Below are 25,915 nucleotides of genomic sequence, written 5' to 3'. Positions count from 1 at the left end.
GCCTGCGTCTTAGGCACGGTAAGTGCCTGACTACCGTACTCTGATCCTCGCTAAACGCCTAATCGAGAAAAACTTCGATCGGCCGCCGACGGGCGTCGCGCTTCCCGGTGCTCCTTCAGCGATTCCCGGGCTCCTCCTGGGCCCGTCCTCGGATGCTCCCCTCGGCCTTCTCCTCATCGCCGACGGCGCGGATTACACCATATTCGCAGATCGGACGGGAAATCGGGAGACCGGGTGCGTCCTCACCTGGATCTGCGCAGTGCGAGCACGGTGACCTCGTCGGTGGCGTGGCCGCCGCCGAAGGCCCGGTGGTCCTCCTCGATCGCCTTCACCACCGCGCCCGGCGGCTGGCCCACACAGCGGGCGAGCAACTCGGTCAGGCGTGCCTCGCCGTAGTTCTCCCCGGCCGCGCTCTGCGCGCCGACCAGTCCGTCGGAGTAGAGCAGCAGTGTCTCGCCCGCCGGGATCACCAGTTCGTCGGTGGCGGGGACCGACCCCTCCTCGAACCCCAGCGGCACGCCGCCGCCCTCGGTGAAGCGGACCCCGCCGCCGGGGTGGAGCAGCGCGGCCGGATGGTGCCCGGCCGAGGCGAGGCGCACCTTGCGGCCGCGCACGAAACCGGCGGCGGCCATCACGAACAGGCCGGTACGCTGCACCACGAGCGCGTCGTTGACCTTGCGCATGGCCTGCCCCGGGTCGTCCTCCCAGACGCTCAGCACGCGCAGCCCGTTGCGCACCATGGCGGTCACCGCGGCCGCCTCCTCGCCCCGGCCCGCCGCGCTGCCGATGACGAACCCCCAGCCGTTCTTCACCCGGAACACGTCGTAGAACTCGCCGCCGATCGCACGCAGCCCGGAACCCGGGTGGTAGAACGCGGCGCTCTCGAAGCCGGGGATCTCCGGCAGCGTGCGGGGGAGCACGCCGGTCTGCAGGGTGTCGGCCGCCTGGGCGCGGCGGTGGAAACCGCGCTGGGCCCGCATGGCCAGGCCGAGGTGCGTGCCGATCTCCTCGAGCAGGCCGAGGTCGGCCAGGCCGAACGGCCGCCGGTCGCGCTGCCGTACCAGCGTGAGCACGCCGTCGACCTCGTCGTCCGTGCGGATCGGCACGCTCAGCAGCGACCCGGCCCGCATGTCGCTCAGCACGGTCCCGCCGAGGAGCGAGTCGTCGGCGAGCATCTCGTGCACGATCCCGCTCCGCGTCACCAGGACCTGCTCGACGATGGGCGCCTCGGCCGGGGACGTCTCCTCGATCAGCCGCTGGAGGCGGCCGGACGGCTGGTCGCCCGGGCCCACGACGGTCGCGCGGTGGATGCCGGCCCGGTCGACGTCGGCGCCGCGTTGCCCGTCGTCCCGGAACACGTCGGCGATGACCCAGTCGGCCGTCTCGGCCGCGAGCAGGCGTGCGGCGCGCAGCAGGGCCACCGGCTCGCGCAGGCTCTCCTCGTCGAGCAGCAGCCGGGCGAACCGGGAGAGCAGCTCGTGCCGCCGGGCCGCGGCCATCAGATCCGGCGAGGGGACGTGCGGATCCGCCCGGTGGGGGAGGCGCGGCCCCGGGGCCTCAGCGCGTTCACGCGGGGCGCCGGCCGGAGTCCGGCCGGCGTCGGCTCCGGACGCGCTGGCGGCGGCGACGACCCGCGCGTCCGAGGCCGGGCCGGAGATCTCGGGCAGCCGGGGCGGGGTCGGCGGCACCTCGGTCGGCAGCACGACCGCCGCGATCATCTCCTGCGGCTCGCCGGGCATGCGCAGTCTGCCGAGCACGAGCCGTACGACATGGGCGCGGCCCTGATGGGCCAGCCGGGTCCGCAGTGAGGAGACCTCCTCGCCCCGCAGGACGGCGGCGAGGTGCGACCGGAACGCGGCCCGGCCGGCCACGTCGACGAGCAGCGGGAAGGCGCGGCCGATGAGGTAGCCGGCCGGGCTGCCGAGCAGGCGGGCGGTCTCGTTGTTGATGCGCCGCACCGTGCCGCCGGTGTCCATGATGATCACGGGGATCGGAAGCGAGCGGAAGACCTGGCGCAGCAGCTTGTGCTCGCGCAGGTTGCCGCCGTCCCGGCGCCGGCGGCCGCGGGTCAGCTCGGTGAGGGCGTCGCGGAGCAGGTCCTCGGCGGTCTCCAGCTCTCTCAGGGCCGCGTCCGGCCGGAAATCGTCCCGTAGGATCGCGATGCGGTCGGCGAGACCGCTGAGGGCGCGCTCAAGCTCGGCGTTGGCGGGCAAGCGGCCTCCTTTCCTCATCTGGGTAGACGCTATGCCCAGGACCGGGTCTAATCGTGCCAGCCTGGATTAATCCGGAACCGATGGGAATGGTCTTTCTATCATGGAGACGACGTCCATCCTCGTACGTGACCTGGCCGCTCTCGGCAGGATGACCGAGGGGGCCTCCTGTGAGAGCGTCCTGCGCGGCATCGCCGAGGCCACGGCCCGGGGCGTCCCGGGCTGCGCCGGCGCCACCGCCGAGCTGTGGGCCGACGGGCGGGTGCTGCTCGCCGCCTCCCACAGCGAGCTCACCGCGCTGATCGACGGTGAGCGCGAGCTGCGCGAGGGGCCCTCCCGCGAGGCGCTGGCCTCCGGCAGGCCGGTGGTGGTGGCTGACGTGATGTCCGAGCCCCGCTGGCCCGCCTACTGCGGGACGGCCGTACGGCACGGCGTGCGCTCGGTGTTCGCGCTGCCCATCGAGGTGGACGACGGCGTGGTGGTCATCGGCCTGTACGGCGTGCGCGCCAGCGTCTTCGGCCAGGCGGCCTTCACCGGAGACGGCTCGCTCCCGGACCTGCTCAGGGAGCAGGTGACGGTGGCGCTGGCCAACGTGCGGCAGTTCGACGACGTGCTGACCGACGCGGCCCAGATGCAGGAGGCGATGGAGGGACGCTCGATCATCGACCAGGCCAAGGGCATCTTGATGTCGACGAGCGGCTGCTCGGCCGATGAGGCGTTCGAGGAGCTCAGGCAGGTCTCTCAGCACCATCAGGTCAAGGTCGCCGACCTGGCCCGGATGCTGGTGTCGGAGCGGGGGCGGGGGCGCATCGGCGCCAAGAGCGGTCTGCGCGGCGGCGGCTCCGGAGACGGCGTTTCCCAGACCGGTGTGCGGAGGGACGGCGAGCCCTGACGACGGGCACGCGTGGTCCGGGACGTACGAGCCGCGTGGTCTGTGAGCCGCGTGGTCTGTGAGCCGCGTGGTCTGTGAGCCGCGTGTCTGTGAGCCGCGTGTCTGCGAGCCTCGCGGGTCCGGGATGAACGTGCCGGGGGTGCTCAGGAGGCGGCGAACGCGGCCAGCGCCTCGTCGAGGGTGTCGAAGAGCGGCAGCCGCTCCGACAGCCCGGTCACCCACATCACCTTGGAGTTGGGATACTGCACCGAGATCAGGGCGAAGTCGCCGCCCTCGCCGGTGGCCCGCTGCCAGTGATGGACGATCAGTCCCAGCGCCCGGGAGTCCATGAACGTGACTCCGCCCAGGTCGAGGATCATGTCCGGGCCGTGGTCGTCCGCCGCCGCGTCCAGGAAGTCCGAGAAGTGCTCGCGTGTCGTGGCGTCGAGAACGCCGCTGACGCGGATCACCACAATGCCGCCCGCCATGGTGGAGCTCAGGGACAGCAGCCCGTTGTTAGACACCTCGCGCCTCCTCTGCGGAGAAGATTACTGGTGCCACAGAGGCGGTGATACCAGGTGGTGATACTTCGGGATTTTTGGCAATATAGCTTTTCAGAGGTCCAGCAGAGGGCCTCGTCTCGACACTGTAGCGAGGCGCGCCTTCTGCATGGAACGATCTGTGTGGATCTGCCAGGCGGTCCATCCCGGACAGGCGCTGTCCTCGCGCGAAGACCACGAGGAGACCTGCGCAGATGTCTGCCGAGGGCCGTACGACGAGCTTCGACACTCCGACCGCCGAGGAACTGCTGACCGAGCTGGCCCGGGATGATCTCCCCGCCGAGCGGCGGGACCGGCTCCGCGAGACGGTCGTGGAAATGCACCTTCCGATGGCCAGGGACATCGCCCGGCGGTACCTGCACCGGGGCGAGCCGATGGAAGACCTTCTCCAGGCGGCGTACGTCGGCCTGATGAAGGCCGTCAACGGGTTCGACCCGACTCTCGGGCACGGGTTTCGCGGCTACGCGATGGTGACGATGACCGGGGAGGTCAAGCGGCACTTCCGCGACCGCACCTGGGCCGTCCGGGTGCCGCGCCTGTATCAGGAGCGACGGGCCGAGCTCAATCGCCTGGTCGCGGAGATGACCCAGGAGCTCGGCCGGTTCCCCACCGTCGCCGAGCTCGCCAAGAGGATGAACATCTCCGAGGAGGACATGCTGCTCACGATGGACGCCTCCGCGGCGTACAGCACGCTCTCCCTGGACGCGCCGATCGGCGCCGACGACGGCACGGCGGCACTGGGAGACGTGATCCCCGACGAGGACGACGCCCTGGACGTCCTGGTGGACCGGGAGGCCGTCAAGCCGCTCATCGACCTGCTCCCCGAGCGGGAGAAGAACATCCTCCTGCTGCGCTTCTACGGGAACCTGACCCAGGCCGAGATCGCCGCGGAGTTCGACATCTCCCAGATGCACGTTTCGAGGATCCTCCGCAAGACGCTGGACCTGCTCCGCGCGGAGCTCGTCGCCGGATGAGCCCGTGGGCGAGGCCGTGGAGGAGCACATGGACGAGCCGCGCATGGGCGACGTGAGTCGCGCGTGAGCCGGCGATCGATCACCGATGAGGCCCATCATGACGTACGGTCGCGCGACGCCCCGTGAAAGGCGCGTGCCGGGTGAGGGATGACGGCGCCCCCGCGCACGTCTCCCGGTCGGCCGGGGAGCGGGATTTCTCCCTGGCCGACCTGCCGGACGTGCGGGAGTTCGCCGCAGCGGAGGCACGCCGTCGCGGGATGCCCGACGACGCCGTCGGCGACTTCCTGCTCGCGCTGAACGAGGTCGCGACCAACGCGGTGACGCACGGCTCGGCGAAGGCCCGGCTGCGGGTCTGGCGGGACGGCGCCGACCTGGTCGTCGGCGTGCGCGACGAGGGCGGAGGCTGGCGCCCCGGGGGAGTCCCGGGGGAGACCCCGCCGCCGGAGGACGCGACCAGCGGCATGGGCCTGTGGGTGGCGCGCCGGCTCAGTAAGGACATGAAGGTGGAAACAGGGGTGGACGGGACGACCGTGACGATGCGTTTCCCGATCCGTACCGGGTAGGGGGCCCCCATGTCAGTCCCACGGATTCTGATCGTCGGTGGCGGCTACGTCGGCATGTACGCGGCGCTTCGCCTGCAGCGCGGGCTGTGCCGTGGCGAGGCCCAGGTCACCGTCGTGGACAACGATTCCTACATGACGTACCAGCCCTTCCTGCCCGAGGCGGCGGCGGGGAGCATCGAGGCCCGGCATGTCGTGGTCCCGCTCCGGCGGGTCCTCCCGTCGTGCCGGATCTTCAGCGGACGGGTCACCTCGGTCTCGCTGGCCGACCGGAAGGCGGAGATCAAACCACACGAGGGGCCGGACGTGACCCTCGGCTACGACTACGTCGTCATCGCGCCCGGCTCGGTCTCCCGCCTGCTCCCGATCCCCGGCCTGGCCGAGAGCGGCATCGGCTTCAAAACCGTCGAGGAGGCCATCCACCTGCGCAACCACGTGCTCGGCCGGATGGACGTGGCCGCCTCTACGGCCGATGAGGAGGTGCGCCGCCGGGCGCTGACCTTCGTGTTCGTCGGCGGCGGCTACGCCGGCGTCGAGGCGCTCGCCGAACTGGAGGACATGGCCACCCACGCCTGCAAATTCTTCCGGGGGATCCGCCGGGCGGACATGCGCTGGATCCTCGTCGAGGCCACCGACCGCATCCTGCCGGAGGTGGGGCCCGACATGGGCCGCTGGACCGTCCGCCAGCTGCGCGAGAGAGGCGTCGAGGTCAGGACGCGCACGCTGCTGAAGTCGGCGGAGAACTGCCACATCGTGCTCGACGACGGCGACGAGTTCGACGCCGACACGCTCGTCTGGACCGCCGGGGTGAAGCCGAACCCTGTCGTACGCGCGGGCGACCTGCCGCTCGACGAGAAGGGCAGGGTGAGAGCCACCCCGTTCCTGCGGGTCGAGGGCACCGGCTTCGCGTTCACGGCCGGGGACGCGGCCGCCGTACCGGACCTCACCCGTCCCGGGCAGCTGTGCCCGCCCAACGCCCAGCACGCCGTACGGCAGGCCCGCCGCCTCGCCGGCAACCTGCTGGCGACGCTGCGCGGCGGCGACCTGAAGCCGTACCGGCACAGGTCGGCCGGGTCGGTCGCCAGCCTCGGGCTCTACAAGGGCGTGGCGCAGGTCTACGGCCGGGAGATTCGCGGGTACCCCGCGTGGTTCATGCACCGGACCTATCACCTGATGCGGATGCCCACGCTCAACAAGAAGTCCCGCATCCTGGCGGACTGGACGCTCGGCCTGTTCTTCCCCAGGGAGATCGTCTCGCTGGGGGCCGTGCAGAACCCGCGCGAGGAGTTCACCCTGGCCGCGCGCATGTGACAGCGGCCGGCGGAGAAGTATGCCCTGCTGCTCAGCCCAGCAGCTCGTCGGCGACCAGCAGGAGCTTCAGGGCCGCGGGGTTGGCCGTCGCGGTTCCCCTGGGGATGCGCGCCGCCATCCCCTCCAGCAGCAGGCGGATGTCGCCAGGACCGCCGATGTCACCGGGACGGGCGGCGGAGGTCGCGTGCCGGAGCCGGAGCAGGAGCTCCAGACCGCAGGCGGCCTGGGTCGCGAGCAGCGCGAGCAGGCTGACGTCGTCGAGCTCGCCCCGCGAGCTCCGTGCGCCGTACGAGCCGTAAGAGTCGTTATTTGAACCGCGTGAGCCGCGTGAGCCGTCCGGGCTGCCCGAGCCGTTCGGGCCGCCGGGGCCGATCGGGCTTTCCGGGCCCGCCGGCACGGGCGAGCGGTCCAGCACCTCCAGCACGCCGATGCACTCCTCGTACCGGATGAGCGGAGCGGCCATGATGCTGCGCGGGACGTAGCCGGTGGACTCGGCCGCGTCGTGGGCGAACTGCGCCGTCTCCGCCACATCGTCGACGATCATCGGCTGGCCGCTGGCCGCGACCGACCCGGCGATGCCCGTACCGGGCGGGAACCGCGTGCCCAGCAGGTGCTGCTCCCCCTCGCCGGAGACCGCCTCGAAGACCAGCTCGCCGGTGGTCTCGTCCACCAGGAAGATCGAGGCGGCGGCGGACCGGAACACGTGCCGGGCCACCTCCACGATGGACTGCAGGAGCCGCCGCTCGGTGATCTCGGCGCTCCCGGAAGGCATCTGGTCAAACAGGGACATTCGTGCCTCCGTGGTCTGGGGCGACATTGCGAGAGGTCAGATAGAGCGCCGACTTGAGCTGGAACGGCGTCATCCACGTGTGCTTGCTCAGGATGAGCGCGCAGACGCCGGTGATGTGCGGCGCGGCGAAACTGTTTCCGGTGCTGTGAATCCGCCTGCCGCCCGGCCAGGCGACCGGGACCTTGACGCCGCGCGCGTAGAACTCGGCCGGCGGCGCCGGGTTGTAGTAGTAGGTCAACGGGTCGGGCTCGTCGTGGCTGGCCACCGAGATGACCGAGGAGAACGCCCAGGGGAAGCTCACCACGGGCATGTTGTGCGCCGAGGCCACGATCAGGCAGCGCCGGAAGTAGGCGAGGTCGGCCAGCTCGTGCAGCGCCGCCCGGAACTCGTTCCGCGTGGTCGACAGGCTGAGGTTGACGAGGTCGAAGTCCGCCTCGACGGCCCAGCGGAGGCCCGCCAGGAGGGCGGCGCCGGTGCCGGTCCTGCCGTCGGTCAGCACCCGTACGGAGGTCAGCGATACCCCCGGCGCGACGGATCGGATCACGCTCGCGCAGGCCGTGCCGTGGCCCGCCGGGTCGACCGGGTCGCAGTCGGCCAGCATCGGCCTCCCGTCGTCCCCCGAGACGACCACGAGGGACCGGGCCAGAGCGCCGACCAGCGGGTGGCCGCCTTCGACTCCGGTGTCGACGACGCAGACGCGCACGCCCGAGCCGTCGGCCCCGCCCCACGCCCAGTCCCTGGTGACCTCCTCCTGCCGGCTCACCTGGAACGCCTCCAGTTCGAGCCGGGAGGTCGCCAGCCCCCAGGCGGGCATGCCGGGGAAGTGCTCCCGCCGCTCCCGGCGCCACGGCGGCCGGGTCACCGCTCCACCTCCTCGACGCCGGGCGGGGCGCCGGGCGGGGCGCCGAGCCGGGCCCGGACCCGCTCCGCCGGCAGCGCAGCGCCCTTGGCCTCGTACGCCCGCAGTGCCCGTACCGCGACCTCGGCCGACTCGGCCGTACGGCCCGCCGCGCGGTGGACGTCGGCGATCTCGGCGAGCACGTCGCCGCGCAGGCACGGATCGTCGATCGCGCCGAGCCGCTCAAGCGTGCGCGCGGCGAGCGCGGCGGCCGCCCGGTGCCGGCCCCGCCGGGCCTCGACCCCGGCGCGCAGGGCCATGAGGAGCAGTTCGGCGCGCGCGTGGCGGTTACTGGGCTCGGCCGTCAGGCGGGCCAGGGCCCGTCTCGCCGCCGGGAGCCTGCCCTGCCGCAGCAGCTCGCGCGCCTCGTACGCCTCCAGCGTCATCGCCGGGCCGACCTGGCCCGCCGCGCGCAGCGCCGCCGCACCCCGCCGGAACAGCTCTTCGGCGGCCGCGTGACGGCCGGCGAGGGATTCCACCAGCCCCTGCACCTGGACGACGGCGGCCGCCGCCAGATCGAGGTGGAGATCGCGCACGTGCCGGTCGGCCGTGGCCAGTACGGCACGGGCCGCCGCGATGTCACCGGAAAGAGCGAGCAGCCGCCCCTGCGTGATCAGCACCGGCACCAGCAGCGCCCGGTCCCCGCCGAACCTGGCCGCCAGATCGGCGCACAGCGCGAGGCTCGCCCCGATCGGCGTCGGCGACCACTGGGCCAGCTCGCACAGCCCGCTGAGCAGCCGGTTCTCCTCATAGCCGTCGCCCAGGGACACGGCGCGGGCCAGGCCGTCCCGCAGCGCCGCCTCCGCCGCGCCGAAACGTCCCTCGTCCAGGTCGACCAGGGCCTCCAGCTGGTGCAGGCGGCACCAGCTCAGGTCGTCGCCGGGGTCGGCGGCGAGCAGCTCACGCAGCGGTCCGGGCTCCGGCGGGCGGGTCCCGAATCGGGTGACCAGGATCTCGCGCTGGATCGCGCAGGTCGCCGCGTTGCGCCGGTCGCCGGGCAGCAGCCGCTCCGCCGCGTCCAGCGCGGCGAACGCCCGGCCGCGGTCGCCGCGCGCCAGCCCGGCGTCGCAGATGCGCACGGCCAGCGGCCGATGCCCGGCGTCGCCGGCCGGCAGCAGCTCGCGCCCCCGTTCCAGCAGCGCGACGGCGGCCGGCAGGTCCTTGCGGTGGAGCGCGTGCGTGCCCTCACCGATGAGGGCGTGGGCGGCCCGCTCGGTGAGCGCCGGCAGCCCGGGGTCGTCCGGCCGGACCTCGCGGGTGAAGCGGCAGGCGGCCTCCAGATGGTGGGCGAGATCGTCCTGCTCGGCCTGCCCGGACAGGTGGTCGGCGAGCCTCAGATGCCAGGAGGCCCGCAGTTCCTTGCGGGTCATCGCGTAGACGGTGTCCAGGGTCAGGGTCTGCGTGAACAGGAACGAGCCCGGAGCCGGACCGGGCCGGATGAAGCGATGCCGCCCGAGCCGTGCCAGCAGCTCGTCCAGGCCCGGCCGGTGTTCCTCGCCGTCGCGGAACACGATCGTCAGCAGATCCGCCGTGAAGACCTGGCCGATCGTCGCGGCACGCTCCAGCACGTCGCGCTCGCCGTCGCCCAGCCGGTCGAGGCGAGCGCCGATGAGCGCCTGGATCGTCGGGGGCAGCGGCGCGTCCTCCCCCTCCTCCAGCAGCATCTCCAGCATCAGCTCGGCGAACAGCGGGTTGCCGTCCGAGCCGTCGACGACGCGCGGGCACAGGTCGTCCGTCCGGTGGGCGACCACCTCGGCGGACGGCGTCCTGCCGGTGTACAGCGCGGCGACCAGGCGTTCCATCCCGGGTCTGTCCAGCGGGCCGAGCTCCAGGTGGACCGCGTACTCCCGGTCGCAGCCCCAGGCGGGCCGGATGTCGGCGAGCTCGGGCCGGGCCGCGCAGACGAGGAGGACGGGCACGTCGGGAAGCCAGGCCGCGAGGTCCTCGACGAGATCGAGGAGCGTCGTCTCCGCCCAGTGCAGATCCTCCCAGACCGCCACCACCGGCCGTCGCCGCGCGAGCGACTCGAACAGGGCGCGGACGGCTCGGGAGATCTCCTCCACCCCGGCTCCGTCCCCGCCGCGCCCCGGCCCGGAGCCCGCGGTGAGACCGCGCAGGGCCGACACGCTCGCCGGTTCCATCGGCGCGGCCGCCACCGGCCGGCGCCCGTTGAGTGATGCGATCATCTCCGTGATGGGGCGGTAGGTGACGCCGACGCCGTACGAATGGCACCGGCCGGTCAGCACGGTCGTCTCCTCGGGCAGGCCGCCCAGGAACTCGCGGACCAGGCGGGACTTGCCGATGCCGGGGGCGCCGAGCAGGGTGACGACACGGCACCGGCGCTCCCGCACCACCCGGCGGTAGGCCTCGTGCAGCCGTTCCAGCTCGGTGGCGCGGCCGATCAGCGGGGTCGGATCCTCACGCGGCCCGGCGTCCGGCTCCGGCGAGAGCAGCCGCCACGCCCGCACCGGGCTGCTCTTGCCCTTCAGCCGGAGCGGCGGCACCGGTTCCACCCGGGCCTGAGACCGGACCATGCGGGCGACGTCCTCCCCGACGAGGATCTCCCCGCCGCCCGCGGCGGACTGCAGCCGGCTCGCGGTGTTGACGGTGTCGCCGATGACGCGCAGGTCCGACCCGGGCAGGTCGATGACCACCGCCTCTCCGGCGGATATGCCGCAGTGCGCGTCCAGCCGGATCCCGTGCGTGTGCCCGAGCGCGTCGCTCAGGTCCCGGACCCGGGCGAGGGCGTCGTGGGCGGCGCGCACCGCCCGGATGGCGTCGTCTCCCCTGCTGATCGGGATGCCGAAGGTCGCCATGATCGCGTCACCGATGTACTTCTCCACCACCCCGCCGTGCTCGACGATGCCCGATGTGCACGCCTGGTAGTACCGGTCCAGCACATGCCGCAGCAGCTCGGGGTCGAGACGTTCGGCGAGTTCGGTCGAGCCGACGAGGTCGATGAAGACGACGACGACGTGGCGACGCGCCGGGCGCGAGGCCCTGGAGCTCATACCAGCTTGAGGTCGTGACCCTCGACCTCACCGGCTACCGCGTCGAGGCGGGTCTTGATGGAGATGAGCAGCTCCACCTCGGGCTCGCTCAGCTCGGCGAACACCTGTCGCTGCCGCTCGCTGAGCAGATCGACGTGGTGGCCCGCCGCGCGCAGGGTGGTCAACGCGTCGAACTGCCGGGCTTCCGGCTCGGGGCTGGTCATCGGCTACCTCCTGGTCGCGCCTGCCGCGTCGGGTGAGCCACACGCTAATGACGACGGGTTTCGCGCCAGTATGGCGACGCCATGCCGCCGCCATACTGCCGCGAAACTGGTCGTTCCTACCGTGTGGCTCACGCCGATGAGCGGCATCGGCCCGAAGGTGAGGAGCACTCCATGAGCGAGCAGAACGACGTCACTCCCGAGCCCGAGATCACCGAGGAAGAGGCCCCCGAGGTCGTCGCGCACTCCGACGACGAAGGCGAGGAGACCCCCTGGTGCATCGGTCACCAGGAGAAGATCAGCTGAGACTCCCGTGGCTCCCGGTCTCCGCGCGGAGACCGGGACCCGTCGTCGCGCGGCATGGAGGAATCGATGAACAGAGGCCGGCACCGGGGGGCCACGTCGCGGCCGCGGCTGCTCCGGGGCGAGCACGGCTGGTGGTTTCTTGGGCCCGGTGGGATCGCGCGTCTCAACGGCGGCCATCTCACCCCGGCTCACGAGTTACGCCCGGCCACGGAGCGGACGCTCCGTGAGCAGGGCCTCTTCAAGACCCGCCCCTACCGCAGCTACTCCCTGACGGTGCTGACGAGCACCCGCTGCAATCTGGGCTGCGGCTACTGCTTCCAGAACACCGACCAGGACGAGACCGGCGGCAACCGGCCGCCCCGGATCGCCTACTCCAGGCTCACCTCCGACACCATCACCTCGATCCTCGAGTTCACCGGACGGCGGCAGGCGGAGGCCGGCCTGGACCGCCTCGTGCTCATGCTCTTCGGCGGAGAGCCGCTGCTGAACCCCCGGGGCTGCGTGGAACTGCTGGAACGCGCCGCCGCCTACGGGCTGCACCGCGCGAGCATGACCTCCAACGGCACGCTGCTGACGCCGTCGCTCGCCCAGCGACTGGCCGATCTCGGCCTGCGCGACGTCCAGGTGACCTTCGACGGCGACCAGCCGGAGCACGACGCCATCCGGGTGCGTCGCGGCGGCGGAGAAGGCACCTTCGACGCCATCGTCGGCAACCTGGCCCGGGTCCAGGAAACCACCTCGATCCGGTGCGTCCTCCGGGTCAACGTGTCCCACCACAACCATCGGGGGATCGACGAGCTGGTCGAGCGGCTGGCGCGGGCACTGGACCCCTCCCGGTGCTCGATCTACTTCGCCCGGGTCGGCGACGTCGGCATCGGCTACGGCAACGACCTGTCCTTCGGCGACGACACGGCGACCCGATTCATCCGCTGGCAGCGCCGGGCCGTCGACCTCGGCTTCACCGTGCCCCGCCCCGGCGTGGAGACGCCCTGCCAGGCGTGCTCGCACCGCGACGGCCGGTACGGCGCCGTCGTCAACGCGGACGGCACCCTCTACAGCTGCTGGGAGACCGCCGGCAAACCCGGCTGGCAGGTCGGCACGGTACGCGACGGCTACCTGGCGGCCGAGCGGACCCGGGACCGGTGGATCTCGTGCGACGAGTCGTACCGGTACGCCGACGATCACGCGGCGCTGACGAGGTTCCACGACACCGTGGACGCCGCGCACCTCGACTACCTCAGCTCGACCGGGCGGCTCGGGAGATGAGGCAGGGCGGTGCCACACGCTATCCGCACGCGCCCCGGACGGAGTCGGCGCAGGAGTTCCACGGCATGGTCGTGGCCGACGCCTACCGGTGGCTCGAAGATCCCGGCGACGAACGGACCATCGCCTGGACGGCGGCCCAGGAGGCGCTGTTCGCCGAGGAACGGGCCACCTGGCCGGACACGGCGTGGTGGCACGCGACGCTGTCCCGGCTCGGCCGGGTGCCGCTGACCTCCCTGCCCAGGCCGCGCGGGAACCGCGTCTTCTTCACCCACCGGGAGCCGGACGCCGACCATCCGCGGCTGGTGGTGGCGGAGCGCGACGCCGGGCACGGCTCGGCGTACGGCGCGGAGCGGACGCTGGTGGATCCGCTCGCCCTGGATCCGAGCGGAGGCACGGTGCTGGAGGCGTGGCACCCGTCGATCGAGGGTGATCTGCTCGCCGTCCAGCTGTCCGTCGGAGGCACCGAGGATTCGCTGCTCAGCGTGCTCGACGTCGCGACCGGAGCCGTGGTCGACGGCCCGATCGACCGGGTGCGCAGGACCCCGGTCGCCTGGCTGCCGGGCGGCCGGGCCTTCTACTACGTGCGCAGGCTCGCCCCCGAGCTCAACCCGGGGGAGGAGCGGTATCACCGCCGGGTCCGCCTCCATCGCGTCGGCGCCCACCCGGACGAGGACGTCCTGATCTTCGGAGACGGCCGGGACAGGACCTGCTTCTACACCGTGGCAGTCACGCCGGACGGCCGCTGGCTCACCGTCTCCTCGACCGTCGGCACCGCCCCGGCCACCGACCTGTGGATCGCCGATCTGCACGAGGGAACGGCCGAGCGGCCGCTCCTGCGCCCGGTGCAGGAGAACATCCCGGCCCGCGGCCGCATCACGATCGCCCCGGGCACGACGCCGCGCGACCCGCTGTGGCTGCGCACCGAGCTGGACGCGCCCCGCGGCCGGATCGTCGTGACGACCGCGGCAGACCCGGCCCCGCCGACCTGGCGGACGCTGATCGCGGAGCGGCCCGACGCCGTGCTCGACGACTTCGTGCCGCTGACCGGCGCCGGCCTCACCCGCCCGCTCGCCCTCGTGTCGTGGAGCAGGCACGCCGTGTCCGAGATGACCCTGCACGACCTGGCCGACGGCCGCGAGCTGGCGCGGGTGCCGCTGTCCTGCTCGTGGACGGACCGGGCGGGAAAGGCCCGGGAGGAGATCGGCGCGGTCGGGCGGCTGGCCGTACCGCCCGACGGGGGTGACGAGGCCTGGTTCGGCTACTGGGACCACACGACGCCGCCCCGGGTCCTGCGGTACGACGCCCGCTCCGGCACGGTCCGGCCGTGGTCGCGCCCCACGCCGTACGGCACGGCGAACGGCACGGCGAACGGCACGGCGGGCAGCGTGGCGGGCGGCGTTTCCGGCGGCGCGGTGGAGACCGTGAAGACCGTGCGGGTGACGTTCGCGTCCAGGGACGGCACCAGGGTCCGGATGTTCGTCCTGTCCCCGAGCGGGGCGCCGGACCGGCCGCGCCCCGCGATCCTGACCGGATACGGCGGATTCGGCGCGTCGATGACCCCCGGTTACATGCCGCAGGCCCTGGCCTGGGTACGGGCGGGCGGGATCTACGCGATCGCCTGCCTGCGCGGCGGCGGCGAGGAGGGCGAGCGATGGCACCGCGACGGGATGGGCGTACGCAAGCCGAACGTCTTCGACGACTTCGACGCCGCCACCGACCACCTGGTCGAGCACGGCTGGACCGGCCACGACCGGCTCGGCGTGATGGGGGAGTCCAACGGCGGGCTGCTGGTCGGCGCGGCGCTCACCCGGCATCCGGAGAAGTACGCCGCCGCGGTCTGCGTGGCGCCGCTGCTGGACATGCTGGCCTACGAGCGTCTGGGCATGGGGCCGAGCTGGCGGGCGGAGTACGGCAGCGTGCGCGACCCCGAGGAGTTCCGCACCCTGCTGGCCTACTCGCCCTATCACCGGGTCGGGGAAGGCGTGCCGTACCCGCCGGTGCTGTTCGCCGTCGCCGGCGCGGACACCCGGGTCGACCCGGCCCACTCCCGGAAGATGTGCGCCCTGCTGCAGCACGCGTCCGCCGGCCCCGGCCCGATCCTCTACCGGCTGGAACGGGACACCGGCCACGGGCGCCGGGCGGCGTCCAAGAAGATCGCGCTGCTCGCCGACGTCCTCGCCTTCTTCGCCCGGCACCTCGGGCTCGACCCGGCCGGTCCCGGATGAACGTCCTGCTGTGCCCGTTCAGCGACCCCGGCTATCTCTATCCGGCCCTCGCCGTCGGCATCGAGCTGCGCCGCAGTGGCCACCGGGTCATCGTCCTCGCCCGGCCCCGCGCCGCCGCCGTGATCGGCGAGGCGGGCCTGCCCGTGCTGGACGCGCGTGAGTATCACGGCGGACGGGCGTTCTCCGTGGGCTGCTGGGGCGAGACCGGCGCCGCGCAATATCGGGCGGTGGCGGCTGCGGCCCGTGAGATCGGAGCCGACGTGCTGGTCACCTCGGCGCTCTGCCACGGCGCGCTGCTCGCCGCGGAGGCGCTCGACCTGCCGGCCGTCGTGCTGGGGTTCGCCGCGCACCTGTGGCCGTACCGGTACGGCGGCGAGGGCGAGCCCGAGCACGTCGTGCTGCGGGAGTGGCGGCTGCGTGAACTGCTGCGCCACTACCACGCCACGCGGGAGCGGGTGGGCCTGCGGGCCCGCCGCGACCGGCGGCCGGACCTGCCGTTGATCGGGGCCGGGCTGCTCCTGCGCGGTGACCCGGCGCTGGAGTATCCGGGGGCGGTTCTGCCCGAGGGGGTGCACCACGTCGGGCCGTGCGTGTGGGAGCCCGGGGCCGACCCCGCCGAGCTGCGCCGGCTGACCGAGTGGCTGGCCCGGATCGGCAAACCGGTCGTCTACGTGCATCTGGGGCGGACGTTCGGCGGGGAGAGCCTGTGGCCCCGGCTGAACGCGACGTTCACCGGAGGCCCGTTCCAGGCGGTGGTGGAGCGGGCGCGCTCGGGCGAGCCGAGAGCGGACGCCCGAGCCGACCTGATCGTCGTCCAACGGCCCTGGATGGGCCCGCTGGTCGAGCTGGCGGAGGTGGTGCTGACCAACGGCACCTCGTCTCCGGTGCTGACCGCGCTCAGGCACGGCAGGCCGCTGGCCGTCGCCCCCGCCGGCTCCGAGCAGCCGCTGCTGGCCGAGGCGTGCGTGCGGTCCGGTGTGGCGGTCCGGTTCTCCGGCCCCGCCGGTGCCGGCGGCGTGGGTGTCGTGGGCGGTGGTGGAGCGGGTGACGGCGCCGGCGTGCTCACGGCGGTATGCGACGACGAGCCGCTGAGGGAACGGGCGCGGCGGCTCGGCGCACGCCTGAACCGCTCCGGCGGTGCGGCGGCCGCGGCCGGCTTCGTGGCCTCGGTGGTCTCCCGGAATCCAGTCGGCGTGAAGGAGAGCTGACGATGACAGAGGAAGACGTACGGCGGCGCACGCCGTTCGACCGGGGGTTCCTCGCGGACCCGCACCCCAGGCTCGCACGGTTTCGCGAGGAATGCCCGGTCGCTCACGTGGTGACCCCGGCCGGCCGGCCGGTGTGGATGATCACGAGGGACGCGGACGTCCGGGCCGCCTTCACCGATCCCCGCCTCGCCCTGGGGACGGTCACGTCCCGGCGGCCGCCGCGGCGCGCGCTGAACGTCACCCTGGTCGATCACGACCCGCCGCACCACACCCGGATCCGCCGGCTCGCCGCGCCGCTGTTGACGCCCCGCCGCCTGGAGGCGTACCGACCGGCCATCCGGGTGGTCGCGGTGGAGCTGCTCGATCGGCTGGTCGGCCGCAGTGAGGTCGATCTCCTGTCAGATTTCGCCTATCCGTTCTCTTTTCAGGTGATATGCGAGGTCCTCTCGGTGCCCGCCGCCGACCGCCCCGAGCTGTACGACTGGATCTCCACGGTGTTCGACCGCACCCGCGGCGAGGCGAGAGCGGCCGCCCTGGACCGCGTCGACGCCTATTTCCAGGCCGTGGTCGGGCGAGGGCCGGGTGAGCCGGGTGAGCCGGGCGACATCCTGTCTTCGATCGTCGCCGCGTGGGATCCCGGCGGGGAGGTCGGCAGGGACGAGGTCGTCTCGCTGTGCGCGATGCTGCTGATGGCCGGATACGAGAGCACCGCCCAGATGATCGGCATGTCCGTCGCCGAGCTGCTGCGGCACCGCGAGATCCTGGCCGCGCTGCGCGCCGACCCGGCGTCGGCCCCGCGCGCCGTGGAGGAACTGCTCCGCTACCACACACCCGGGCCCTTCGGCACCATGCGGACGACGACCGAGGACGTGCGCTTCGGCGGCACCGTCATCCCGGCGGGAAGCCGCGTCCTGCTGTCGATCTCGGCGGCGAACCGCGACCCCGACCGGTATGACCACCCCGACCTGCTCGACGTCGACCGGAGCGTGGCCGCCGGTCACCTGACGTTCGGAATGGGCCCGCACTACTGCCTGGGCGCGCCGCTCGCCCGGCTGGAACTGACCGTGGCGCTCACCGCCATCGCCCGCCGGTTCCCCCGCATGACGCCGGTGACCCCGCTCGACCGGCTGTGCTGGCAGGGCAACCACCTCAACCGGGGCCTGGCGGAGCTCCTCGTACGGCCCGGGCCGCACGAGGAGACGCCGGAGCCCGGGGACACGGAAGCGACCTGACCACCCGGGACGGATCTTCGAAACACACCGACGGAGAAGCCTCATGAGCGAGCCACCGCCGCTACGGCGCAACTTCCGCTTCCAGATGCTGTGGATCGGCGCGGCGACGTCCGAACTGGGATCGACGCTGACCTGGCTGGCACTCCCGCTGCTGATCCTGGCCGTCACCGGATCCGCCGCGCTCGCCGGGCTCGTCGGCGCCTGCCGCATCGCCACCAACCTCCTGATCTCCCTGCCCGCCGGGGTGTGGGCGGACCGCTGGGACCGGCGCAGGATCATGCTGGTCAGCGAGGCGGTCCGCTGCCTGAGCATGGCCGCGCTCGCCGTCGTCGTCTTCATCGACCGGGTGGAGCTGTGGCACATCGTGGCGGTGGCGGTGGCGAACGGCACGGCGGACGCGTTCTTCCGGCCGGCCCGCGACACGGCCATCCGCACGGTCGTCCCCGCCCAGCAGCTGTCGCTGGCGTACGCCCAGGAGGAGGCGCGCGGGCACGCCGCCTCACTCGCCGGTCCGCCGCTGGGCGGGCTGCTGTTCGGCCTGGGCCGGGTGTTCCCGTTCGTCGTCGACGCGATCACCTACCTGATCTCGCTGGTGGCCGTCGCCCTGGCCAGGGTGCCGCGCCGGTCGGAGGACTCCGCGCGGTCGCGGAAGTCCGGCATGAGGGCGGACATCGCCGAGGCGGGCCGGTGGCTGTGGCGGCGGCGGGGGCTGCGTGCCGCCCTGGCCCTGTCGCTGATCGCGAACCTCGTGGCGAACGCGCTGCTGCTGCCCGTGATCGTGCTGGTGGGAGACCGCGGCGGCGACCCGACGATCACCGGCGTCGTGCTGGCGGGCATGGGTCTCGGCGGGCTGCTCGGCGCGACCGTGTCGGCCAGGGTCGGCGCGCTCCTGCCGCCGGGACGGCTGATCCTCGCCGTCGTCGGGCTGTTCGCGCTCGCCGTGTGCGCCATCGCCCTCCCGCTGGGGCCGTACTGGCCGGTCGTCCCGCTCTTCTCGGCGATGGTCGCGACGCCGGCGGCCAACGTGGTGCTGCGCGTGCTGGTCGCCACGCTCGTTCCCGAGGCGATGATGGGCCGGATGACCTCACTGATCACGGTGGCGAGCATGGGACTGGCGCCGCTCGGACCACTGCTGGGCGGCGTCCTCGCGGAGTACGTCGGCAGCGCAGGCGCGCTGCTCCTGCTCGGCGGCGGACTGGCCGTGTGCTGCGCGCTGGCCGCCGTGAGTCCCGCGTTGCACGCCCTGACCGGCGCCACCGCCGGTTCCGTGCCGGGTGGTACGGACCCTGCGCCGGGTGGTACGGGTCCGGGTCAGGGTGGTACGAACTCCGGACCGGTCGTCGCGGATTCGGGGCCCGGGGGAGCGGGCACGGCGTCGGACGGCGGTGGTCCCGAGCCGGAGGGCGGTTCAGACCCGTCCTGCGCCGTGGAGCTCGGCCGCGAAACGGTGGGCGAGCGGTGACATGGTGTAGCACATGGAGTGCGCGGTCACCTCCTCATCGGGAACCGTCAGCACGTTCGCCTCGATCAGCGACTCGATGACGCGTTCGGCCGGCCGGCCGACGCCGTGCAGGGCCTCGACGAGCTCGTCGTGGCCGAACGGCGGGCCGGCCAGGCCGCCCAGGGTGAGGAAGGCGGGGCGGAGCGGCCACGACGGGCGGTTGTAACACCCCTCGAACCGCTCACGCAGCAGCATGTCCCCTGCGGCGAACTCGTCGAGGACCCTCTCCGCCCGGGCGAGACGGTCGGCGAGGCGCCGCAGGGGCAGGTGCGGCAGCCCGGCGATCCTCGCCCCGAGCAGACGCAGGACCAGGGGGGACAGGCCGTACCTCGCGAAGATCTCCGACACGGCCGGCAGATCGCCGCGCACCCTCTCGTCGCCGATCAGCCTGCCCAGGAAAGCGACGCCCTCGTTCGCCGACAGCTCCCCGAGCGTGATCCGGACCACCGACTCCAGGCCGCTGAGCCTGCTCCTGCTGGTCGCCAGGGCCTTGCTCGCCGTCGTGCCGGGAAGCAGCGCCCGCGCGCTCGCCTCGTCGGGAGCGTCGTCCAGGATGAGCAGGACCTTCCGGTTCGCCAGCCACGAGCGCCACAGCGAGGCCAGCACGTCCCGGTCGCGCACCCCGGCGACGTTCAGCCCCGCGGCCTCCATGAGTTCCCGCAGGACGTCCTCGATGCGTCTCGGCCCGTCGCCCCGCCCGAGCGTGACCATCAGCGCGCCGTCCGTGAAATCGGGCGCGAGCATGTGCGCGACGTGTACGGCGAGGGCGGTCTTCCCGATGCCGAGCTCACCGGTGATGACGGTGACGGGGGCGGGGTCGTCGACGATGCGGCGCACCTCCGCCTCGCGGCCCACGAAATCGGCGAGGTCGCGCGGGAGCTGGTTGGCCGGAGCGTGTGCCGGCCGCGCCGTGTCGATGCTCCTTCTCCCACCGGGCGCCGCGCTCATGTCCGGGCCGATGACCGTGCTCATGTCCGGGCCGAGGCCCCTGGCCGGGGCCGGCGGCGTCGCGGTCCCGTCCGTACCGATGCCCCATCCGCGTCCTCGCGCACCGTTCCGCCGCGGGGTGTCCGAGCCCTTCAGGATGCGCTGGTAGAGCTCTTTGAGCACGGGGCTGGGGTCGATGCCCACCTCGACGGCCAGATGCTGGCGCAGGGTCTCGAAGTGGGAGAGCGCCTCGTAGACGCGGCCGCACCGCGCCAGTGCGGTCATCCTCGCCGCGGTGATCCGCTCCCGGGTGGGAAACCGTACGGCGAGGGCGTCCAGACCGGCCAGGGCCTCGACGTGGCGGCCCAGCCCGATCTCGAGCTCCACCCAATCCTCGTAGACCGACAGGAACAGCTCGGTGAACCGCTTCACCTCTCCGGCCACCGCCGGCACGTGAGCGAACTCGGCCAGCGGCTGGTCATGCCACATTCCGACGGCCGTGCCCAGCGACTCGGCGGCGACGGAGAGGGCTCCGCTGCGGATCGCGCTACGCCCGGTCCTGGCCAGTTCCTGGAACCTCAGAAGATCCAGCTCGTCCCGCTCCGCATGGAACCGGTAGCCCCACCCCTGAAAGTCGATCCGGTCGCCGACGATCTTGCGCAGGGTGGAGACGTACACCTGGAGATTCTTACGCGCCGTCCGCGGCGGAATTTCCCCCCACAACGCGTCCAGTAACTGCGCGGACGAGGTGACCGTGTTAACGCGGCACAACAATATGGCCAGGAGCAGGCGCTGTTTCGGCGCGCCGATAATCGCTTCGCGATTGTCCACCCGAACCTGGAGCGGACCGAGAATCGAGCAGCTCAGGTGAGACGAATACGCGTGACCCATGCACTCACCCTGTTTTCGCACCGTGTGATTTTCACCGCATGTTTTCGCTCTGGGAATTTTCGTCGTGGTCGTCTTCGCGTTGCGTGGGCCGCCGGCGCTCACCGGTTCCGGACACCGGCAGCGGAGCCCAGGAGGTCGGTACCGAGCCGAGATCGCTGTGGGCCCCGAGGTCGGCACGGGGGCCGTGATCGGGGTGGCCGAGGTCGGTACGGGGGTCGTGATCGGGGTGGGCGCCGAGATCGCTGTGGGCCCCGAGGTCGGCACGGGAGCCGAGGAGGAGGAAGTCGAGCAGGCCGATCGAGGGGTCGGTCACCTGGGAGGCCGTGCCATGGCGGGCCGTACGGCGAAGGGTCGTACGGTGGAGTGCCCTGACCATGCCGGCCGCGGCAGCCGACACCACGCTCGTGCCGGCCTTCGACTCGAACCAGAGCCAGTCGCCGTCCACGTTGACCTCCAGGAACACGACGTCTCCGCCGGAGATCAGGAGATCGAAGGCCCCGTAGGTCAGCCCCCAGAGGTCCGCCAGCCTCCGTACGGCCTCGGCCGCAGCCCGCGGCGTCGCGACCGATCGGATCGACACTTCCGACCCGTCCCGCCAGAGGGCGTCCGGCGCGGCCTTGTCCACGGCGAACGTGTGTACGGCGCCGGCCAGGTGGTAGACACGTAGCTCCGCTTCGTGCTCGACGTGTTCCTGCACGATGACGGGAAAGTCGAGCGGAGGTCGCCGGCCGAGTTCCTCGCGGCTCACGACCTGGGGGAACACACCGACCAGGAGCCCCGGCGCAGGCTCGACGAAATGCTCGTCGACCACCTTGATCACGGCCCTGGCGCTCGAGATCTCGGCGCGGGCGGATCGGGGGTCGGTGGTCACGACCGTTCGCGGGACGCGTACCCCGGCCCCGGCCGCACCGGCGATCTGCTCGAGGCGGCCGGGGCAACGGCCCGGCAGGCCGACCGGTGAGAGCGTGGGCAGCCGGCCCAGTGCGGACATCTGCCCGAGGAACGCACACCACGAGTCGGCGCGGACCAGCGCCGCCGCCGGGTCGTCGCCGCTACGTAGTGCTCTGGGCGACAGATGCCGTGTCCAGACGACGGTCGGTTCGATGCGATGACCGTCCACCGTCACACCGCCGGCGGACGGCGGGCCGTCGCCCACGGCGGCCTCGACCCGCAGCGTCGGCATGCTCTCGGTGTCGATCCGTACGCTCGGCACCCCGAGCCGATGCAGCATGACCTGCAGGACGGCGAACTCGCGGCACCCGGTGCGCTCGGCGAGCACCACGCACGGTGCCGCTGTCACGGAGTCTTCGCCGACCGGCGGCAGCCACGAGACGGCGCCGGCGGCCGACCGCAGGTCAACGGTGGTGGAAGAAAAGCGCAGCCGGTCGATAATGGTCCGCGCACAACCATCAGCTGCACTCGTCAATTTCTCACCGTAGCCGTGTCATGACGTATCTGTAATTGGCGCGGTGCGCGGGCATTTGTTTTGCAAAGCTCGCGGCACATACTTCCAGTTAAAGAGAGTCGAACTTTACTGTCAAGTCGGCATCGGGTGATGATTCATCGGACCGGGACCGGCATGGACGGCCTTTTTCCGGTTGCCCGGCGGCACGCCGTACGGCGCGGCATGCGCACGGTCTCACATGGGGTTCGACGCTCAGGGCCGCCGCCGGGATGCCGCCGGGCTTCCGCCGGGCCATCGCCGGGGCCGGCGAGGCGCAGGGAAGCGCCCCTCTCGTCCGGGGTGTCCGATGCGGCGGCCCGGCCGTACCGCCGTCATACCGCGCCGCCGCAGGAGGATCCGGGAGTACGGCATCGGGGCTCACGCCGGCCGGTGCCGTACCCGTACCGCGGATCAGCGACGGGCGCGTCCGCGCCAGCCGCCGCGCCAGGAGCTCACTCCGGAGGTGCCGACGCCGGCCTGGTGCAGTGCGAGCAGGCACAGGCCGAGGGCGATCAGTGCCGTCGTGCCGATGCCGATGCTCGCGTCGAGAAGATCGAGGAGAAAGGCGATCCCGAAGACGACAGCCGCCGCGATGGCGAGCATGGCGGTCACCTCACTTTCCGGTTAACTGCAGCAGCAGGTTGTGATAATCGCGCAGGGCGAGGCGGAGCGTTTCCGTGTCGCTCTCGTCGCCGCTCTTCCACTGATCGAGCAGGTTCCGATGACGGGTCGTGAACTGTCTCAGCGCCTCGTCCACCAGTTCGTCGGCCTGCTCGACCGACTGCCGGGGGTGGTCCACGAAGCCGGCCTTGATCTCCCGCCAGCGTGTTTCGAGCTCGCCGTCGAGCCCGTTCTGTGCGGGGGCCACGTCTCCCGTGTGGCTCGTGTCCGGCTCGACGCGGCGCGTGTCCTGCGTGCGCCGCGTGTTCTGTGTGTGCTCTGTGTTTTCCGTCCTCGGCGTGTTCTTCGTGTTCGTGACATCCGGTGTGTTCGGTGTGTCCTGTGGGTGGAGTGCCCGCGGCGCACGGGTCGTGTCCCGGATGTGTCTCGTCTCGTTCATGGCGTCGGTCATCTGCCGCTCCTTCTTCTGGGACTGATCGGTCTTCGTCGTGTCGTTGCGCGTCATCGGCGGGCCTCCCTGTCGTCCCGGGCGGGCTCCCTGTCGTGCCGGGCGGACCGCCTGCCGTTCGGGCGGTCCTCGCCGGAGCCGAGAAGTTCATGGAAGAGCGCGCGGTAGTGGACCATCGCCTGGCGCAGTTCCTCGGTCGTGGCGTCCTGCCTGGCGGCGCGTCCGCTGATGTCGTGTGCCTTGCGGTAGTGGCCGAGCGTGGCGGCGTGGGCGACGGACAGGTCGCTCAGTCGCTGCTCGAACCCCTCTGTGGGATATCCGCGCTCGGTCATGACGGCGGTGACGAGGGCGTCGGCCTCGGTGACGGCGAAACCGGGTGCGTCGACGAACCGCTCCTGGACCCCTGCCCACTTCATCGCGTACGAATGCCTGGTCTCCGGGTCGAGCGGGCGGATGTGCAGTTCGGCGTGACGCTCCTCGCGGGAGAGCAACTCCTGCTCGGCCTCTCTGCGGCTGTCGCTGTGCCGTACCGTCCGGTCGTATTCGGGCCCGAACCGGTCCCGCAGATGCCGGCGGCGATTCCAGATCGTCAGGGCGTAGCCGATCGCGATCAGGGCCGCCACCACGACTATGACGACTGCCGCCCAGACTCCGGGGCTCATGTCTGCCTCCCAAGGTTGCGAATGGTGCGCTGGTCTTCCGCGACTGCCCTCGAAGGCCCCGTTTACGCGTCTTTACGCATCGCGTAGCCGGTCGATTGACGGGTAGAGGGTGCTTTACCAGCAGAGGAGGTAGTCATGGGATTCGGAGCCAGCCTCGCCTTCATCGCGATCGGCGCCGTTCTCGCCTTCGCGGTGAAGTGGGACGTCCCCGGGATCGACCTGCAGATGATCGGCTGGATCCTGATGGGGGTGGGTGTCGTCGGCGCACTGCTGACCGGCTTCTACACCCGCCGCCCGCAGGCCGAGGAGACGGTCGACGTCATCGAGCCGGACGTGTACACGGTCGATCCGCCGGCCGAGCAGCACGTTCACGTGCACGAGAACGAACCGCACGCCACCGCGCACCCGGGGCGGCGTCACGTGCACATCCGGGAGGACACCACACCGATCCGCCGGAACGACGAATGATCGGCAGGAGGTCTACTTCCGTCCGGGGACGTCCGTACCGGGCGTCTCGTCCCCGGGCGACCCACCGATGGCCTCACGGACCTCCGCCAGCACTCGCCCGATGTGGGAGGAACCTGCCGCAGGCACCTCCTGGAAGCCGTGCTCGGGGTCGTAGGCGATGTCGAGACCGTCGTCGACGAGCCGGTTCGCCCAGCGGAGAGCCGTGTTGAGCTTTTCCTTGGTGACCCTGCGACCCTGAGCCGCAGCGGACAGGTTGCGCAGGTTGGTGGCCGGACCGGTCTGGCTGTGCTCACGGCGGAGCTTCCAGGGCAGGGCCCTGCTGTGATCGGTCATCGGCCTGGACAAACCCGCCGCCCGCTTCGCCTGGAGGACGCCGGACTCCGTGACGCCGAAATGCGCGGCCAGCTCGGCGTTCGACCAGCCTTCGGCGGCCAGCCGGGCGAGCTCCTCGTGATCGATCCGCGGTTTCCTTCCCATGATCGAAGCTTAGGTCGGAGGAAGGATCGTGGTGTACGCACCCGGCCGGAAACTGCGCTAAGGTTGTGGAAGTCCGGCCAGCCCGGGCGACGGGACGTAGCGCAGCTTGGTAGCGCACTTGACTGGGGGTCAAGGGGTCGTGGGTTCAAATCCCGCCGTCCCGACAGAGTTTTACCAGGTCAGGGCCTAGATCACTTCGGTGAGACGGGCCCTTTTCTGTTGCTGAGTGACTAACTGAGTGACTGTCATCGATGACCGGAACTGGGTGTCCGTCGGCCCTGAACCCCCGCCGAATCCGGGGCTCTGGTCGCAGCCGTCCGCATCCCCGGCAGCCTGGCTGCCCACGGTCAGGGAGACGATGCTCTCGTATATGGGGGGCGGGCACGACGATCGCTGGTGTTTTCCTGCTGGCGGCGATCGCTGCGGTCGTCTCGTTCAGGTACATGCACGAGCTCTGCCTGCGTCACGGTGAGGATCACCTGGCGGCAGTGCTCATCCCGCTGGCCGTTGCGGTCTGATAGTCGTCGCCAGGCTCGGCGCGAACATCGCTGTCGTCGAGCCCAGCATGATCGGCCGTATCATCGCTGCCTGGCCGTCCCTGACTTGGATCGGCAGCTATGAGCTTCTGAGGTCTCAGATCCCGAAGGCATCCAGAGGGACAGCCGGCTCATAAGGTGCCGGTTCTGATCTCAGATCCCGCGACCGGTGCAGATGTTGACCCGCGAACAGAGCAGCAAGGAGAGCGGGAAGAAGATCCCGAGCCGCTCGCTGAGCACAATGGGAACGGTTGGACACTGCAGCGAGAGGCTGGCGATGGGCATAGCGGAACCGTCAGGCTGACGGAGAGCTGCCCA

The 25,915-nt window shown here is 71.8% G+C and carries 24 protein-coding genes and 1 tRNA gene; 13 read left to right on the top strand and 12 right to left on the bottom strand.

All coding sequences use genetic code 11. The features are described 5' to 3' along the window. Positions 1-242 precede the first annotated feature (242 nt). The gene (locus tag ACQP1K_RS17930; RefSeq protein WP_433496862.1) at positions 243-2,213 is read right to left on the bottom strand and encodes a SpoIIE family protein phosphatase; all 1,971 of its coding nucleotides are present in this window, start codon (positions 2,211-2,213) and stop codon (positions 243-245) included. A 100-nt stretch (positions 2,214-2,313) separates the two neighbouring features. Between ACQP1K_RS17930 and ACQP1K_RS17925 the strand changes: the two genes are divergently transcribed. Beyond that, positions 2,314-3,102, top strand: coding sequence for an ANTAR domain-containing protein (locus ACQP1K_RS17925; protein WP_433496861.1), 789 nt, complete (start codon positions 2,314-2,316; stop codon positions 3,100-3,102). Positions 3,103-3,245: 143 nt separating this feature from the next. Here the strand turns inward: ACQP1K_RS17925 and ACQP1K_RS17920 are convergent, their stop codons facing one another. After that, entirely contained in the window at positions 3,246-3,605 is a 360-nt protein-coding gene (locus tag ACQP1K_RS17920; protein WP_433496860.1) for an STAS domain-containing protein, read from the bottom strand. A gap of 230 nt (positions 3,606-3,835) precedes the next feature. Between ACQP1K_RS17920 and ACQP1K_RS17915 the strand changes: the two genes are divergently transcribed. The 3 genes from ACQP1K_RS17915 to ACQP1K_RS17905 all read left to right on the top strand — a co-directional run bounded on the left by ACQP1K_RS17915 (position 3,836) and on the right by ACQP1K_RS17905 (position 6,486). Continuing rightward, positions 3,836-4,615, top strand: coding sequence for a SigB/SigF/SigG family RNA polymerase sigma factor (locus ACQP1K_RS17915; RefSeq protein ID WP_433496859.1), 780 nt, complete (start codon positions 3,836-3,838; stop codon positions 4,613-4,615). Between the two features lie 140 nt (positions 4,616-4,755). Then, positions 4,756-5,178 carry an ATP-binding protein gene (locus ACQP1K_RS17910; RefSeq protein WP_433496858.1) on the top strand — a complete coding sequence of 141 codons (423 nt, stop codon included), beginning with the start codon at positions 4,756-4,758 and terminating at the stop codon, positions 5,176-5,178. 9 nt (positions 5,179-5,187) lie between these two features. Further along, entirely contained in the window at positions 5,188-6,486 is a 1,299-nt protein-coding gene (locus ACQP1K_RS17905; protein WP_433496857.1) for an NAD(P)/FAD-dependent oxidoreductase, read from the top strand. Between the two features lie 31 nt (positions 6,487-6,517). Here the strand turns inward: ACQP1K_RS17905 and ACQP1K_RS17900 are convergent, their stop codons facing one another. Genes ACQP1K_RS17900 through ACQP1K_RS17885 form a run of 4 tightly spaced genes read right to left on the bottom strand, consistent with a single transcriptional unit; the run spans position 6,518 to position 11,388 of the window. Further along, the gene (locus tag ACQP1K_RS17900; RefSeq protein WP_433496856.1) at positions 6,518-7,276 is read right to left on the bottom strand and encodes a GAF domain-containing protein; all 759 of its coding nucleotides are present in this window, start codon (positions 7,274-7,276) and stop codon (positions 6,518-6,520) included. After that, positions 7,263-8,138, bottom strand: coding sequence for a S8 family serine peptidase (locus ACQP1K_RS17895; RefSeq protein ID WP_433496855.1), 876 nt, complete (start codon positions 8,136-8,138; stop codon positions 7,263-7,265). Before ACQP1K_RS17895 ends, ACQP1K_RS17900 begins: the two co-directional genes overlap by 14 nt. Next, complete coding sequence (locus ACQP1K_RS17890) at positions 8,135-11,185, bottom strand: AAA family ATPase (RefSeq protein ID WP_433496854.1); 3,051 nt, start codon at positions 11,183-11,185, stop codon at positions 8,135-8,137. Before ACQP1K_RS17890 ends, ACQP1K_RS17895 begins: the two co-directional genes overlap by 4 nt. Further along, positions 11,182-11,388, bottom strand: a complete 207-nt coding sequence (locus tag ACQP1K_RS17885; RefSeq protein ID WP_433496853.1) for an aroma-sacti cluster domain-containing protein — start codon at positions 11,386-11,388, stop codon at positions 11,182-11,184. The genes ACQP1K_RS17890 and ACQP1K_RS17885 overlap by 4 nt, the downstream gene beginning before the upstream one ends. Positions 11,389-11,559: 171 nt before the next feature. On the opposite strand from ACQP1K_RS17885, the gene ACQP1K_RS17880 reads away from it, so the two are divergent. The 6 genes from ACQP1K_RS17880 (at position 11,560) to ACQP1K_RS17855 (ending at position 19,084) form a co-directional block, all read left to right on the top strand. Then, a complete protein-coding gene (locus ACQP1K_RS17880) occupies positions 11,560-11,691 on the top strand; it encodes a hypothetical protein (protein ID WP_433496852.1) in 132 nt (43 codons plus the stop codon). Positions 11,692-11,757: 66 nt separating this feature from the next. Then, entirely contained in the window at positions 11,758-12,957 is a 1,200-nt protein-coding gene (locus ACQP1K_RS17875; RefSeq protein ID WP_433496851.1) for a radical SAM protein, read from the top strand. Further along, a complete protein-coding gene (locus tag ACQP1K_RS17870) occupies positions 12,954-15,182 on the top strand; it encodes a prolyl oligopeptidase family serine peptidase (protein WP_433496850.1) in 2,229 nt (742 codons plus the stop codon). The genes ACQP1K_RS17875 and ACQP1K_RS17870 overlap by 4 nt, the downstream gene beginning before the upstream one ends. Further along, on the top strand, positions 15,179-16,390 hold the full coding sequence (locus tag ACQP1K_RS17865) for a glycosyltransferase (RefSeq protein ID WP_433496849.1): 1,212 nt from the start codon (positions 15,179-15,181) through the stop codon (positions 16,388-16,390). Before ACQP1K_RS17870 ends, ACQP1K_RS17865 begins: the two co-directional genes overlap by 4 nt. A 2-nt stretch (positions 16,391-16,392) precedes the next feature. Then, complete coding sequence (locus tag ACQP1K_RS17860; RefSeq protein WP_433496848.1) at positions 16,393-17,622, top strand: cytochrome P450 family protein; 1,230 nt, start codon at positions 16,393-16,395, stop codon at positions 17,620-17,622. A gap of 43 nt (positions 17,623-17,665) precedes the next feature. Continuing rightward, the gene (locus ACQP1K_RS17855) at positions 17,666-19,084 is read left to right on the top strand and encodes an MFS transporter (protein WP_433496847.1); all 1,419 of its coding nucleotides are present in this window, start codon (positions 17,666-17,668) and stop codon (positions 19,082-19,084) included. Here ACQP1K_RS17855 and ACQP1K_RS17850 read toward each other — a convergent pair. The 5 genes from ACQP1K_RS17850 to ACQP1K_RS17830 all read right to left on the bottom strand — a co-directional run bounded on the left by ACQP1K_RS17850 (position 19,031) and on the right by ACQP1K_RS17830 (position 24,116). After that, complete coding sequence (locus ACQP1K_RS17850) at positions 19,031-20,941, bottom strand: BTAD domain-containing putative transcriptional regulator (RefSeq protein ID WP_433496846.1); 1,911 nt, start codon at positions 20,939-20,941, stop codon at positions 19,031-19,033. The two genes, ACQP1K_RS17855 and ACQP1K_RS17850, sit on opposite strands and share 54 nt — an antisense overlap. A 31-nt stretch (positions 20,942-20,972) precedes the next feature. Then, positions 20,973-22,367, bottom strand: coding sequence for an ATP-grasp domain-containing protein (locus ACQP1K_RS17845; protein WP_433496845.1), 1,395 nt, complete (start codon positions 22,365-22,367; stop codon positions 20,973-20,975). Between the two features lie 429 nt (positions 22,368-22,796). Continuing rightward, the gene (locus tag ACQP1K_RS17840; protein ID WP_433496844.1) at positions 22,797-22,988 is read right to left on the bottom strand and encodes a hypothetical protein; all 192 of its coding nucleotides are present in this window, start codon (positions 22,986-22,988) and stop codon (positions 22,797-22,799) included. 10 nt (positions 22,989-22,998) lie between these two features. Then, complete coding sequence (locus ACQP1K_RS17835; protein ID WP_433496843.1) at positions 22,999-23,457, bottom strand: hypothetical protein; 459 nt, start codon at positions 23,455-23,457, stop codon at positions 22,999-23,001. Positions 23,458-23,507: 50 nt separating this feature from the next. After that, positions 23,508-24,116, bottom strand: a complete 609-nt coding sequence (locus ACQP1K_RS17830; RefSeq protein WP_433496842.1) for a hypothetical protein — start codon at positions 24,114-24,116, stop codon at positions 23,508-23,510. Positions 24,117-24,251: 135 nt separating this feature from the next. Here ACQP1K_RS17830 and ACQP1K_RS17825 point away from each other — a divergent pair, with 135 nt between their 5' ends. After that, on the top strand, positions 24,252-24,584 hold the full coding sequence (locus ACQP1K_RS17825; protein WP_433496841.1) for a DUF6458 family protein: 333 nt from the start codon (positions 24,252-24,254) through the stop codon (positions 24,582-24,584). A gap of 12 nt (positions 24,585-24,596) precedes the next feature. Here the strand turns inward: ACQP1K_RS17825 and ACQP1K_RS17820 are convergent, their stop codons facing one another. Further along, on the bottom strand, positions 24,597-25,061 hold the full coding sequence (locus ACQP1K_RS17820; protein WP_433496840.1) for a hypothetical protein: 465 nt from the start codon (positions 25,059-25,061) through the stop codon (positions 24,597-24,599). 90 nt (positions 25,062-25,151) lie between these two features. Here ACQP1K_RS17820 and ACQP1K_RS17815 point away from each other — a divergent pair. Both ACQP1K_RS17815 and ACQP1K_RS17810 read left to right on the top strand, forming a co-directional pair. Continuing rightward, positions 25,152-25,225, top strand: a tRNA-Pro gene (locus tag ACQP1K_RS17815). Positions 25,226-25,312: 87 nt separating this feature from the next. After that, positions 25,313-25,579, top strand: coding sequence for a DUF2637 domain-containing protein (locus ACQP1K_RS17810; RefSeq protein ID WP_433496839.1), 267 nt, complete (start codon positions 25,313-25,315; stop codon positions 25,577-25,579). Positions 25,580-25,915 lie beyond the last annotated feature (336 nt).

The organism is Sphaerimonospora sp. CA-214678 (genome assembly GCF_050942215.1).
Taxonomy (GTDB): Bacteria; Actinomycetota; Actinomycetes; order Streptosporangiales; family Streptosporangiaceae; genus Sphaerimonospora.
Note: the sequence above shows the minus strand (reverse complement) of the source record. Positions and strands in the feature narration are given on the sequence as shown.